Below are 13,645 nucleotides of genomic sequence, written 5' to 3'. Positions count from 1 at the left end.
TCCACCCGAAGGTGGAGCCTGAAGGGATTATTCTACGGTGACGGATTTCGCCAGGTTACGCGGCTGGTCAACATCGGTGCCTTTGATCAGCGCGACGTGATACGCCAGCAGCTGCAGCGGAACGGTGTAGAAGATCGGGGCAATGACCTCTTCCACATGCGGCATCTCAATGATGTGCATGTTGTCGTTGCTGACGAACCCGGCATCCTGATCGGCGAAGACGTACAGCTGGCCGCCACGGGCACGCACTTCTTCGATGTTCGATTTCAGTTTTTCCAGCAGTTCGTTGTTCGGTGCAACGACGATGACCGGCATGTCTGCGTCAATCAGCGCCAGCGGGCCGTGTTTCAGCTCGCCTGCGGCGTAGGCTTCCGCATGAATGTAAGAGATCTCTTTCAGCTTCAGCGCGCCTTCCAGCGCGATAGGGTACTGATCGCCACGACCGAGGAACAGCGCGTGGTGTTTGTCAGAGAAATCTTCAGCCAGCGCTTCGATGCGTTTGTCCTGGGACAGCATCTGCTCGATACGGCTCGGCAGCGTCTGCAGCCCGTGAACGATATCGTGCTCGATAGACGCATCCTGGCCTTTCAGACGCGCCAGTTTCGCCACCAGCATCAACAGAACGGTCAACTGGGTGGTGAACGCTTTGGTCGATGCCACGCCGATTTCGGTGCCGGCTTTGGTCATCAGCGCCAGATCCGATTCACGTACCAGAGAAGAACCCGGCACGTTACAGATCGCCAGCGAACCGAGATAACCCAGCTCTTTCGACAGACGCAGTGCTGCCAGGGTATCCGCCGTTTCACCGGACTGGGAAAGGGTGATCATCAGGCTGTTACGGCGCACCGCTGATTTGCGGTAGCGGAATTCCGAGGCGATTTCGACATCGCACGGTACGCCCGCCAGCGCTTCAAACCAGTAGCGCGACACCATCCCCGAGTTGTAAGAGGTGCCGCAGGCCACAATCTGAATATGCTCGACGTTGGCCAGCATTTCGTTGGCGTTAGCGCCCAGCTCGCTGAGATCCACCTCGCCGTGGCTGATACGCCCGGTCAGGGTATTCTTGATCGCGTTCGGCTGCTCGTAGATCTCTTTCTGCATGTAGTGACGGTACGCGCCTTTGTCGCCCGCGTCGTACTGCAGGTTGGATTCAATCTCCTGACGCTTCACCTGCGCGCCGGATTTATCAAAGACCGTCACACTGCGACGGGTCACTTCCGCGATATCGCCCTCTTCCAGGAAGATGAAGCGACGGGTCACCGGCAGCAGTGCCAGCTGATCGGAAGCAATGAAGTTTTCGCCCATCCCCATGCCGATCACCATCGGGCTACCGGAACGTGCCGCCAGCAGGGTGCTCGGATCGCGAGAGTCCATAATCACTGTACCGTACGCACCGCGCAGCTGAGGAATGGCGCGCAGCACTGCTTCACGCAGCGTACCGCCCTGCTCCAGCTCCCAGTGAACCAGGTGAGCGATAACCTCGGTGTCAGTTTCAGAGACAAAAGTGTAGCCACGTGCTTTTAACTCTTCGCGCAGCGGTTCGTGGTTTTCGATAATGCCGTTATGCACCACCACAATGTGTTCAGACACATGCGGGTGGGCGTTACCTTCAGACGGCTCACCGTGCGTTGCCCAGCGGGTGTGCGCGATGCCTGTTCCGCCGTGCAGCGGCGTTTCTTCCGCGGCTTGCGCCAGCATTTGCACTTTACCGAGACGGCGCAGGCGGGTCATGTGACCTTCTGCATCAACCACTGCCAGACCGGCAGAGTCATAGCCACGGTATTCCAGACGGCGTAAACCTTCGAGAAGGATTTCAGCAATATCACGCTGCGCAACTGCGCCAACAATTCCACACATAGTTAGATTTCCTGATAATGGCGATTTGCCATGCGTTGTCGCTGACCTGTATTACTCTTCGTCTTTTACGCTGTGACTGTATTGACGGGCATATTTTCCGCCGGGTCACAACGCAAAATCCTTTGAGTAATGCCCGTTAGGGCGCCCCGAGCCTTGTAGAGAGTGGGGTTATATTTATAGGTACTGCCTTTGGGCGGGGGATTATGTTATCCCCTCATCCCCTGTCCACCGGCAATGCCGACAGACAAATTCGTCGGGCGAGTAAGCGAAGTGCCACCCGCCCTGGTTTTACTTTTTCTTCACCGGACGCTGCCAGCCTTGCTTGTGAACTTGCGGTACGCGGCTGAGCACCAGCTCATTGTCCGCCACATCGCGCGTCACGGTCGTTCCGGCGGCGATGGTCACACCGTTGCCGACGGTGACCGGAGCCACCAGCTGCGTATCGGAGCCAACAAACACATCGTTACCGATAATGGTTTTAAACTTGTTCGCGCCATCGTAGTTACAGGTGATGGTACCCGCACCGATATTAACGTTGTCGCCAATTTCCGCGTCGCCCAGATAGGTCAGATGACCGGCTTTGGAGCCTTTACCCAGACGCGCTTTTTTCATCTCGACGAAGTTGCCGACGTGAGCGCCTTCCAGCAGCTCAGCACCCGGACGCAGACGCGCGAACGGGCCGATGGTGCAAGCCGCTTCCAGATGCGCATCTTCCACCACGCTATACGGGCTGATTTCGCAGTCATCGCCAATCACGCTATTTTTGATCACGCAGCCGGTACCGATTTTGACGCGATTCCCCAGCGTGACCTGACCTTCAATAATAACGTTAGTGTCGATTTCCACATCACGCCCGTGAATCAACGCCCCGCGCAGATCAAAACGCGCCGGATCGCGCAGCATGACACCTGCCAGCAGCAGCTTTTCAGCCTGCTCAGCCTGGTAAACGCGCTCAAGACGGGAGAGCTGCAGACGGTTGTTCACGCCCTCAACTTCGCTCAGGCGATCGGGATGAACCGCCACGATCTCGTTACCTTCCTGGTGCGCCAGGGCAATGATATCGGTGATGTAGTATTCACCCTGAGCATTGTTGTTGTTCAGTTTAGCCAGCCAGCGCTTCATGTCTGCGCCGTTGGCGATCAGGATTCCGGTATTGATTTCCTGAATCTGACGCTGTTCGTCAGAGGCATCTTTGTGCTCAACGATACCGGTCACTTTGCCGTTTTCACGCGTGATACGACCATAGCCTGTCGGGTCGTCCAGTTTAACGGTCAGTAAACCGATGCCGCCCTGCGGTTTGGCTTCACGCAGGCGAGTCAGGGTTTCTACCGCGATCAGCGGGACATCACCGTAGAGCATCAGAATGTCTTCGTCATCAGCAAAGAACGGCGCGGCCTGCTGCATCGCATGGCCCGTTCCCAGCTGTTCTGCCTGAAGTACCCAGTTGAGTTTGTCATCGCGCAGCGTTTGCTTAAGCAGATCGCCGCCGTGGCCGTACACCAGATGCACTTTGCTGGCGCCTAATTCGCTTGCGGCATCAATGACATGCTGCACCATTGGCTTTCCTGCCAGGGTGTGAAGCACCTTAGGAAGATCGGAATACATGCGGGTACCTTTGCCTGCGGCAAGAATGACCACGCTCATCGTATTGTTCAACATACGCGTCCTGACTGTAATTTGAGTGAGAAGTAAAACCCTTTGACGTTGAAAATTCTACATATTTTGCGCCATAAAATGGACTGCTGGTAAAACGCTCAACATCGGCTGCTTATCGCTATTTGAGGATAGATTTGAGGCCAGAGTAAATCACTTTTTCTCTGGAAAATAGCTTTCTTGCGGCAAGTCGTAAGCATTCACAACAGGTTAGCTATTTTTTCGCCTCAAGAATAAAGATCGCTCTAAAGCAAAACAGTGTTTTAATTATTCAATATTGTGACACCTAAAAAAGAAACACTGTTTCATCTTGATGATAATGGCGCTCAATTATCAATCAGGAGAATAAAATGAATTATAAAATACCTCTGGCCCTAATGATGTGTAGCTCCTTTGCTGTCTCGGCTGCTGAGCAGCACGTCTGGAAAGCCATTGCCTTTGGGCAGTCTACGGATCTGAATTTTTCGTCGAACGTCCTGCCGGAAAAAATCGGCGTCAACGATGTCACCATTGATGGCAAAAAACTCACGCCGCAGGACACTGCGGATCTCACGAAACCCGTCACCCTTGAAAGCCGGGGCGGTAAGATCGCCAACTCTCACGATGGATTAACCTTTTTCTATACCGAACTGCCCACCAGCGACAATTTCGAACTGCAGGCTACCGTTCGGGTTGAGCAGTTTGGACCAGAGAATGGCGCAAAACCCGCCGCGCAGGAGGGGGCTGGCCTGCTGGTGCGTGATGTGATCGGTGTGCCGCGCCAGCAGCCGCTCAGGGAGGGCTATGAAGAGTTTCCTGCCGCCTCCAACCTGGTGATGAACGCCATCATGACGCAGGATAAAAAGGACAATGTGCGGGTAAAAATGCAGGCGATCACCCGCGAGGGGATTTCTCAACCCTGGGGCAATGCGGGTGCAGGAATCAAAAAGCAAAGCTACAAAGAGGAGATCGACCTGAGCCAGACGCCGGAATTCCGTCTGAAATTGCAACGAACCAACGACGGATTTATTACAGCCTGGTCGCCCGTCGGCAGCGATGCCTGGGTGAGCCAAAGCGTGCCACGCGCGGATCTTATTTCGGTGCAGAAAAGGGACCATTATTACGTCGGCTTCTTCGCCTCACGTAATGCAAAAATAACGGTGTCAGATGCCTCTCTCACGACTTCAGCAGCAGAAACGGTCACTTCAAAACCCTGGCAGGCAAAAGCGCTGCCGGTAGTGGTGCAGCTGAATTCCGCAGCGAAAAGCACATCAGAGAAGTATCGGGTCCAGGCCCGGGCGAATAGCGATGGCGTTTTCAGCGTGCGTCAGAACGAAGTGGTGATCGGTAATGATAAAGCGGTCAAAGCCGGCGAGATGTACTCCCTGCCGACCACGCTGACAGAAACCAATGCCTTTAACCTGAGCTTTACGCCTGCGCAGGGCGATACGATTCATCAGCAGTTCACTGTCGAGAAGGTCGATGGATTTACGGCAACGACACTCTACGCCGCACCTGACGGCACGGCCAACGGGCAGGGAACGATCGCCTCGCCGCTGGATTTGGCGAGTGCAATTAACCTGCTCGCACCGGGCGGTACTCTTATCCTGAAAGCCGGAGAGTATCCGCGCAGCGATATCCCACTGGCCGCCAGCGGTCATGCCGAACAGCGTAAAACGTTGCAGGCAGAAGGCAAAGCCGTGATCCATGGTCTGCTGGTGGACGCCAGCTACTGGAACATTAAGGGCGTCGATATTACGGACAAAAGCCTGCGCATCCAGGGCAGCCATAACCTGATTGAAAATGTGACTGCATACCGTAACGATGATACGGGCATTCAGATATCGTCCCCGGATAACGTGGGCCGACCGCTGTGGGCAAGCGATAACCGGGTGATCAACTCTGAGTCTTACGCCAACGTTGATCCCGGCAAAATCAATGCCGATGGGTTTGCGGTGAAGATGCGCGTGGGTGAGGGTAATCGTCTGGAGAACTGCTATTCCCACGACAATATCGACGATGGCTTTGACCTGTTCAATAAGATAGAAGACGGCGCAAATGGGGTTGTGGTGATCGAGAACTCTATCGCCCGCAATAACACCAGCAACGGCTTTAAACTGGGGGGAGAGGGGCAGCCAGTGGCGCATGAAGTGCGTAACAGCAAGGCGGAAGGGAATCAGCTGGACGGTTTTACCGACAACTTCAATCCCGGGAAACTGGTGGTGACGAACAATGTGGCGGTGGACAATCAGCGCTTTAACTTTATCTTCCGTCCGAGTCCGTATGGAGATGCCTCAACGCAGGGTATTTTCAGCGGGAACAAATCCGTGCGGACAAAACCGGGCCGCTATGACGATGCCGTGGTCGGTAATATTGATGAGACGAATTATTTTATCGCGGACGGGAAAAGCGTAAATAACAGCGGGGAAGTGCTGCCAGATGGCGCTTCGCTTATCACACAACGGTAAGCGTGGCGCCACTCGGCATACAGCAGATTACAGATTGAACGTACCGAAAGAGACGTTCATATTGCTGAAGAGAGCGATGACTTTATTGATCAGTTTCATGTTGGTATCCCAATGTTGTTGGCGTTAATTATGTGACACACATCACAAAAAGAAGTCTACTCCTCAATATTTAACCGATCAATATTTTTGTGATGAAAATCACAAAAAATTAAAACACCTTTTCAGTTCCATAAAATCTGAAACGCAGCCATAAAAAAAGCCAGTCTGAAACCAGACTGGCTTTTGTGCTTTTCAAGCCGGTGTTACATCGCTTTTTTGGTCAACTCGATAACGCGCAGTTTCGCGATCGCTTTGGCCAGCTCAGCTGAGGCCTGTGCGTAATCCACGTCGCCGTGAGAGCTCTTAATGTGCTCTTCCGCTTTACGCTTCGCTTCCAGAGCTCGCGCTTCGTCGAGATCCTGGCCACGAATAGCGGTATCAGCAAGAACGGTCACACTACCAGGCTGCACTTCAATCATGCCGCCGGACAGATAGATAAACTCTTCGTGACCGAACTGTTTCACGATGCGGATCATACCAGGCTTAATGGCGGTGAGCAGCGGTGCGTGCCCTGGGAAAATACCCAGTTCACCTTCACTACCCGTTACCTGGATTTTTTCGACCAGACCAGAGAACAGCTGTTGCTCTGCGCTGACGACGTCCAGGTGGTAAGTCATTGCCATATCACCCTCCGATTAAGGCGTTAAAGTTTTTTGGCTTTTTCCACGGCTTCGTCGATGGAACCAACCATGTAGAACGCCTGCTCTGGCAGGTGATCGTATTCGCCTTCCATGATGCCTTTAAAGCCACGGATGGTGTCTTTCAGGGAAACGTATTTACCCGGGGAACCGGTGAATACTTCCGCAACGAAGAACGGCTGGGACAGGAAGCGCTGAATCTTACGCGCGCGAGCTACCACCAGTTTGTCTTCTTCAGACAGCTCATCCATACCCAGGATGGCGATGATGTCTTTCAGTTCCTGGTAACGCTGCAGCAGGGACTGTACGCCACGCGCGGTGTCGTAGTGTTCCTGACCAACAACCAGTGGATCCAGCTGACGGCTGGTGGAGTCCAGCGGGTCAACGGCCGGGTAGATACCCAGAGACGCGATCTGACGGCTCAGTACCACGGTTGCATCTAAGTGAGCAAAGGTGGTGGCTGGTGATGGGTCAGTCAAGTCATCCGCAGGTACGTATACCGCCTGTACGGAGGTGATAGAACCGGTTTTGGTTGAAGTGATACGTTCCTGCAGAACGCCCATCTCTTCCGCCAGAGTCGGCTGATAACCTACCGCTGAAGGCATACGGCCCAACAGTGCAGATACTTCAGTACCGGCCAGGGTGTAACGGTAGATGTTATCGACGAACAGCAGTACGTCACGACCTTCGTCACGGAACTTCTCAGCCATAGTCAGGCCGGTCAGTGCCACACGCAGACGGTTTCCTGGTGGCTCGTTCATCTGGCCGTAAACCAGGGATACTTTATCCAGAACGTTGGAATCGGTCATTTCGTGGTAGAAGTCGTTACCCTCACGAGTACGCTCACCCACGCCTGCAAACACGGAGTAACCGGAGTGCTCGATCGCGATGTTACGGATCAGCTCCATCATGTTTACGGTTTTACCTACACCCGCACCACCGAACAGACCAACTTTACCGCCCTTAGCGAACGGACACATCAGGTCGATAACTTTGATGCCGGTTTCCAGCAGTTCCTGAGAGCTTGACAGCTCTTCGTAGGAAGGTGCTGCACGGTGGATTGCCCAACGGTCTTCTTCACCGATGTCGCCTTTCATATCGATCGGCTGACCCAGCACGTTCATGATACGACCCAGCGTTGCTTTACCAACCGGGACTTCAATCGGGTGCTCGAGGTCTTTTACTTCCAGACCACGACGCAGACCGTCGGAAGAACCCATGGCGATGGTACGCACGATACCACCACCGAGCTGCTGCTGAACTTCCAGCACCAGGCTCTCATTACCATTCATAACCTCAAGAGCATCGTACACGCGCGGTACGGCATCCTGAGGGAATTCGACGTCAACCACGGCGCCGATTACCTGGACAATTTTTCCAGTAGCCATCTTGAATCCTCTACGAATTAACCTGGTTATACCGCGGATGCACCACCGACGATTTCGGTGAGTTCCTGAGTAATGCTGGCCTGACGAGCTTTGTTGTATACCAACTGCAGCTCTTTAATCAGGCTGCCGCCATTGTCGGTCGCGGCTTTCATCGCCACCATACGTGCGGCCTGCTCGCTGGCCAGGTTTTCTACCACGCCCTGATAAACCTGAGATTCAACGTAACGACGCAGCAGGGTATCCAGCAGCGGTTTCGGATCGGGTTCATACAGATAATCCCAGGCTTTATGTTTTAACTCTTCATCTTCTGATGCCGGCAAAGGCAGCAGCTGAGTGAGTGTCGGAACCTGAGACATGGTATTAATAAATTTGTTGCTGACAACGTACAGCCTGTCCAGACGGCCTTCATCATAGGCCTGCAACATCACTTTAACCGGGCCGATCAGTTCGGACAGGGATGGGTTATCACCCATGCCGGTCACCTGAGCGACAATATTGCCACCCACTGAATTAAAGAAAGAAACGCCCTTAGAGCCGATCATCGCGATATCGCTCTGAACGCCTTTATCAGACCAGACTTTCATATCCGCCAGCAGCTTTTTGAACAGGTTAATGTTCAAGCCACCGCACAGACCACGGTCGGTAGACACCACCAGGTAGCCCACGCGTTTAACGTCGCGTTCTTCCAGGTAAGGATGCTTATATTCCAGATTACCGTTCGCAAGGTGACCAATCACTTTGCGCATGGTATCTGCATAAGGACGGCTGGCCGCCATGCGATCCTGCGATTTACGCATTTTGGAAGCGGCGACCATTTCCATCGCTTTAGTGATCTTCTGCGTGTTCTGGACGCTTGCGATCTTACTACGTATCTCTTTTGCGCCGGCCATGAGCTTCTCCTCAATGCCTTGCGGCCTGTCCTAAGACAAGCCGCCGGACGTTACCAGGACTGGGTTGCTTTGAAGGAATCGAGGATAGCTTTCAGCTTGCCTTCGATTTCGTCGTTATAGCCACCGGACTGGTTGATCTCTTGCATCAGCGGAGCGTGATCACGGTCAACGTAAGCCAGCAGTGCGGCTTCGAAGCTACCGATTTTCGCCAGTTCCACATCTTCGAGGTAACCGCGTTCAGCCGCGAACAGCACCAGGCCCTGTTGTGCAACAGACATAGGGGCATACTGTTTCTGTTTCAGCAGCTCGGTCACTTTCTGACCATGGCTTAACTGCTTACGGGTCGCTTCATCCAGATCGGAAGCGAACTGAGAGAACGCAGCCAGTTCACGATACTGTGCCAGAGCGGTACGAATACCACCGGACAGTTTCTTGATGATCTTGGTCTGAGCAGCACCACCCACACGGGATACGGAGATCCCTGGGTTAACCGCAGGACGAATACCGGAGTTGAACAGGTTGGTTTCGAGGAAGATCTGACCATCGGTAATGGAAATTACGTTGGTCGGAACGAACGCAGAAACGTCACCCGCCTGGGTTTCGATAATCGGCAGAGCAGTCAGGGAGCCGGTTTTACCTTTAACTTCACCATTGGTGAATTTCTCAACGTATTCCGCGTTAACGCGGGATGCGCGCTCCAGCAGACGGGAGTGGAGGTAAAATACGTCGCCCGGGAATGCTTCACGTCCTGGTGGACGACGGAGCAGCAGGGAAACCTGACGGTAAGCAACAGCCTGTTTAGACAGGTCATCGTATACGATCAGCGCATCTTCACCGCGGTCACGGAAGTATTCGCCCATTGCGCAACCGGCATATGGCGCCAGGTATTGCAGTGCAGCAGATTCAGAAGCGGTTGCAACCACAACAATGGTGTTTGACAGCGCGCCGTGCTCTTCCAGTTTACGAACAACGTTAGAAATGGTGGACGCTTTCTGGCCGATAGCCACGTACACACATTTAATGCCGGAATCGCGCTGGTTGATGATCGCATCGATTGCCATCGCGGTTTTACCGGTCTGACGGTCACCGATGATCAGTTCACGCTGACCACGACCGATTGGGATCATGGCATCAACGGATTTATAACCCGTCTGCACTGGCTGATCAACGGACTGACGTTCGATAACGCCCGGTGCGATAACTTCGATTGGCGAGAAGCCATCGTTATCAACAGGACCTTTACCGTCGATTGGTGCACCCAGGGTGTTCACCACGCGACCCAGCAGGCCACGGCCAACTGGAACTTCAAGAATACGACCAGTACATTTGACTTTCATGCCTTCGGCAAGGTCAGCGTACGGGCCCATAACTACAGCACCTACGGAGTCGCGCTCCAGGTTCAGTGCGATAGCGTAACGGTTACCCGGCAGGGAAATCATCTCACCCTGCATACAATCGGCAAGGCCGTGGATGCGGATAACACCGTCACTTACAGAAACAATAGTACCTTCGTTGTGAGCTTCACTCACAACACTGAACTGAGCAATGCGCTGCTTGATCAGTTCGCTGATTTCGGTGGAATTCAGTTGCATGCTCCAGTCCCCTTAAGACTGCAAGACGTCTGCAAGGCGTTCAAGACGGCCGCGTACGCTGCCATCAATGACCATATCACCCGCTCGGATGATTACGCCTGCCATTACAGACTTATCGATTTTGCAATTCAGCTTAACTTTGCGTGACAGACGTTTTTCCATCGCGGCGGTGATCTTCGCAAGCTGTTCTTGGCTCAGTTCATTCGCAGAGGTTACTTCAACTTCGGCGGTAGCTTCACTGAGGGCACGTAAGTGCTCAAACTGCTCGAGAACATCCGGGAGCACTCGCAGACGACCATTCTCAGCCATGACCTTAATCAGGTTCTGGCCATTGTCATCCAATTGCTCACCACAAATGGCGATAAACGATGCAGCAAGGGTTTCAGGTGCTAAGGCACCGGAAAGCATCTCAGCCACTTGCTCGTTTTTCGTTACCTCAGCGGCAAACGCCAGCATATCCTGCCAGCGATCGACATTTTGGTGTTCGACAGCAAAGTCAAAAGCTGCTTTGGCGTAGGGGCGAGCTACCGTAACAAATTCAGACATCAGCCCCTCCCTCCTTACAGTTCAGCGACAAGTTTGTCCACGATGTCGCTGTTAGCAGCTTCATCCACGGAACGTTCGATGATCTTCTCGGCGCCAGCAACAGCCAGAATCGCAACCTGCTTACGCAGTTCTTCACGAGCACGTTTACGCTCAGCATCAATTTCAGCCTGAGCTTGTGCAACGATCTTAGTACGTTCCTGTTCTGCTTCAGCTTTGGCTTCGTCCAGGATCTGAGAACGGCGTTTGTTAGCCTGTTCAATGATTACCTGAGCTTCAGCTTTCGCTTTTTTCAGCTGGTCTGTCGCGTTGGCCTGTGCAAGGTCCAAATCTTTCTTAGCGCGCTCTGCGGAAGCCAGACCGTCAGCAATTTCTTTCTGACGTTTCTCGATGGCTGCCATTAAAGGCGGCCATACATACTTCATGCAGAACCAGACAAAGAGAATAAACGCGATGGCCTGGCCGAGGATTGTTGCGTTCATGTTCACAGCACAATACCTCTTAAATTTCTGTGGCTTGGGTTTTTAAAAACGACTTACGCGACAGCAAACATCACGTACAGACCCAGACCTACAGCGATCATCGGGATTGCATCCACCAGACCCATAACGATAAAGAACTGAGTACGCAGCAGAGGAATCAGATCCGGTTGACGCGCAGCGCCTTCCAGGAATTTGCCCCCGAGGATGCCGATACCGATCGCAGCACCGATAGCCGCCAGACCCATCATCACAGCGGCAGCCATGTACAGCAGATCCATATTCAGGTTTTCCATGACAGTCTCCAGTTTGTTTCAATAAAAACGTAGTAGTGGTGGTTAAAAAATCAGTGCTCTTCAGACGCCATCGACAGATAGACGATCGTCAGAACCATGAAGATAAAGGCTTGCAGCGTAATGATCAGGATGTGGAAAATGGCCCATGGCACATTCAGAACCCACTGTGACCACCACGGCAGAAGACCCGCGATCAGAATGAAAATCAGCTCACCCGCATACATGTTACCGAACAGTCGCAGACCAAGTGAAACCGGTTTGGACAGCAGGCTTACGCCTTCCAGGATCAGGTTGACCGGAATGAACGCCCAGTGGTTGAACGGCTGCAAGGTAAGCTCTTTCACAAAGCCGCTTACGCCTTTCATTTTGATGCTGTAGAAAAGAATCAGGATGAATACGCCCAGCGCCATGGACAGGGTGATGTTCACGTCAGCAGACGGAACCACACGCAGTGCCGGCAGGCCGAGAACATGCTCACCGATGTACGGCAGCAGGTCGATAGGCAGAAGGTCCATCAGGTTCATCAGGAAGACCCAGACGAAGACAGTCAGCGCCAGCGGAGCAATCAGCTTGCTCTTACCGTGGTACATGTCTTTGACGCTGCCATGAACGAAGCCGATGACTAATTCTATAGCCGTCTGGAATTTCCCTGGAACACCGCTGGTCGCCTTTTTAGCAACGCTACGGAACATGGCCAGGAACAACAGACCCAACACCACCGAGAAGAACATGGAGTCAATGTTGAGCGTCCAGAAGGTGGCCGGGGGGTTATGCGGATCCACCAGCGAGAATGTACGCAGGTCCATCTGAAGGTTCGTCAGATGGTGACCTATGTAATCCTGCGGCGTCATATTTTCTGAAGCCATGATGCCTTTTACCCTTTGTTGTTGATTACAGCTGGCGCCAGAACTTGTACCACCAGCACCAAAACCCACGTCGCGATCAGCGGCAAAAATACCACTTTGAAAACAGCCAGCGCCAACACCAGGAAGGCAAAGGTTAGCAACACCTTACACACTTCGCCAAGAGCGAAGGACCAGGCCACGCGGCCTTTGGCAGGTGTATGCGCCTGATGACGCCAGGCAAAAATCATAAACAACATGTTTGGCAAAACCACTGCCAAACCTCCACACACTGCGGAGATGCCCCAGAAGGGGTCTTTGAGGCAGAACAGCAGTCCACTTGCTATCACCGCCAGAAACTGAATGAACAGAAGCTTACGAGCAACGTTTCGACTCAAGAGCGACACAGACATCACGTTTTTACTCCTGCTCCCTTCGAGGTATGTCGCGTGTCGTATAAAACGTCCTTTAAGGCTCAGAGTCAAGCATCAAAAAGCGGTCAAATTATACGGTGCGCCCCCGTGATTTCAAACATTAAGTAGCGAAAAGGTGAATAAATGTTTAAATAATTTTCCCCACCGCTATTTTTTAACTTTTCGCCAAACCACGACCCATCCGATAAAACTGCAAACTGCGCAGAAACATTGATGATAAAGCGTGCACGAGATCACAAAATGCACATTTACGATAAGGTCTTATTTATCAAATCAATAATTTGGTTTAATTCATCTTTATGATATTAAAGACAAATGACAGCAACTATTTTCAAAACAGCCCCGTACACAACAAAAACCTTTCATTGACATTTTTAATAAATAATTAACATCACCAACTCATCACTGAATTCCACTTTTAGCAGACTGATATTTTCAATGTTGACTATATTTGGTGTTAACGAGATAAATCAGGTTAACACCAAGA

At 52.6% G+C, this 13,645-nt stretch carries 12 protein-coding genes; 1 reads left to right on the top strand and 11 read right to left on the bottom strand.

Features of this window, described 5'->3' with window-relative positions; translation table 11 throughout:
- Positions 1 to 27 precede the first annotated feature (27 nt).
- Positions 28 to 1,857 carry a glutamine--fructose-6-phosphate transaminase (isomerizing) gene (gene glmS, locus ACB496_RS22445; RefSeq protein ID WP_100778292.1) on the bottom strand — a complete coding sequence of 610 codons (1,830 nt, stop codon included), beginning with the start codon at positions 1,855 to 1,857 and terminating at the stop codon, positions 28 to 30.
- Positions 1,858 to 2,145: 288 nt separating this feature from the next.
- Positions 2,146 to 3,516, bottom strand: coding sequence for a bifunctional UDP-N-acetylglucosamine diphosphorylase/glucosamine-1-phosphate N-acetyltransferase GlmU (gene glmU, locus ACB496_RS22440; RefSeq protein ID WP_107702581.1), 1,371 nt, complete (start codon positions 3,514 to 3,516; stop codon positions 2,146 to 2,148).
- Between the two features lie 344 nt (positions 3,517 to 3,860).
- On the opposite strand from glmU, the gene ACB496_RS22435 reads away from it, so the two are divergent.
- The gene (locus tag ACB496_RS22435) at positions 3,861 to 5,957 is read left to right on the top strand and encodes a right-handed parallel beta-helix repeat-containing protein (protein WP_371973862.1); all 2,097 of its coding nucleotides are present in this window, start codon (positions 3,861 to 3,863) and stop codon (positions 5,955 to 5,957) included.
- Positions 5,958 to 6,259: 302 nt separating this feature from the next.
- On the opposite strand, the gene ACB496_RS22430 is transcribed toward ACB496_RS22435, so the two are convergent.
- From ACB496_RS22430 to atpI, 9 genes are read right to left on the bottom strand one after another with little or no spacing between them, the layout of a single operon-like run.
- Positions 6,260 to 6,679 carry a F0F1 ATP synthase subunit epsilon gene (locus tag ACB496_RS22430; RefSeq protein WP_100778295.1) on the bottom strand — a complete coding sequence of 140 codons (420 nt, stop codon included), beginning with the start codon at positions 6,677 to 6,679 and terminating at the stop codon, positions 6,260 to 6,262.
- A 20-nt stretch (positions 6,680 to 6,699) separates the two neighbouring features.
- Complete coding sequence (gene atpD / locus ACB496_RS22425) at positions 6,700 to 8,082, bottom strand: F0F1 ATP synthase subunit beta (protein WP_100778296.1); 1,383 nt, start codon at positions 8,080 to 8,082, stop codon at positions 6,700 to 6,702.
- 26 nt (positions 8,083 to 8,108) lie between these two features.
- Positions 8,109 to 8,972: a F0F1 ATP synthase subunit gamma gene (gene atpG, locus ACB496_RS22420; protein WP_100778297.1), complete on the bottom strand. Its 864-nt coding sequence runs from the start codon at positions 8,970 to 8,972 to the stop codon at positions 8,109 to 8,111.
- Positions 8,973 to 9,022: 50 nt separating this feature from the next.
- Entirely contained in the window at positions 9,023 to 10,564 is a 1,542-nt protein-coding gene (gene atpA / locus ACB496_RS22415; RefSeq protein ID WP_100778298.1) for a F0F1 ATP synthase subunit alpha, read from the bottom strand.
- 12 nt (positions 10,565 to 10,576) lie between these two features.
- On the bottom strand, positions 10,577 to 11,110 hold the full coding sequence (gene atpH / locus ACB496_RS22410) for a F0F1 ATP synthase subunit delta (RefSeq protein WP_100778299.1): 534 nt from the start codon (positions 11,108 to 11,110) through the stop codon (positions 10,577 to 10,579).
- A 14-nt stretch (positions 11,111 to 11,124) separates the two neighbouring features.
- Complete coding sequence (gene atpF, locus ACB496_RS22405; protein WP_015961084.1) at positions 11,125 to 11,595, bottom strand: F0F1 ATP synthase subunit B; 471 nt, start codon at positions 11,593 to 11,595, stop codon at positions 11,125 to 11,127.
- Between the two features lie 47 nt (positions 11,596 to 11,642).
- On the bottom strand, positions 11,643 to 11,882 hold the full coding sequence (atpE, locus tag ACB496_RS22400; protein WP_000429386.1) for a F0F1 ATP synthase subunit C: 240 nt from the start codon (positions 11,880 to 11,882) through the stop codon (positions 11,643 to 11,645).
- Between the two features lie 50 nt (positions 11,883 to 11,932).
- Positions 11,933 to 12,748 carry a F0F1 ATP synthase subunit A gene (gene atpB / locus ACB496_RS22395; RefSeq protein ID WP_100778300.1) on the bottom strand — a complete coding sequence of 272 codons (816 nt, stop codon included), beginning with the start codon at positions 12,746 to 12,748 and terminating at the stop codon, positions 11,933 to 11,935.
- Positions 12,749 to 12,756: 8 nt separating this feature from the next.
- A complete protein-coding gene (gene atpI, locus ACB496_RS22390; protein ID WP_100778301.1) occupies positions 12,757 to 13,137 on the bottom strand; it encodes a F0F1 ATP synthase subunit I in 381 nt (126 codons plus the stop codon).
- Positions 13,138 to 13,645 lie beyond the last annotated feature (508 nt).

The organism is Lelliottia nimipressuralis, assembly GCF_041464075.1.
GTDB classification, from domain to species: domain Bacteria; phylum Pseudomonadota; class Gammaproteobacteria; order Enterobacterales; family Enterobacteriaceae; genus Enterobacter; species Enterobacter nimipressuralis.
Note: the sequence above shows the minus strand (reverse complement) of the source record. Positions and strands in the feature narration are given on the sequence as shown.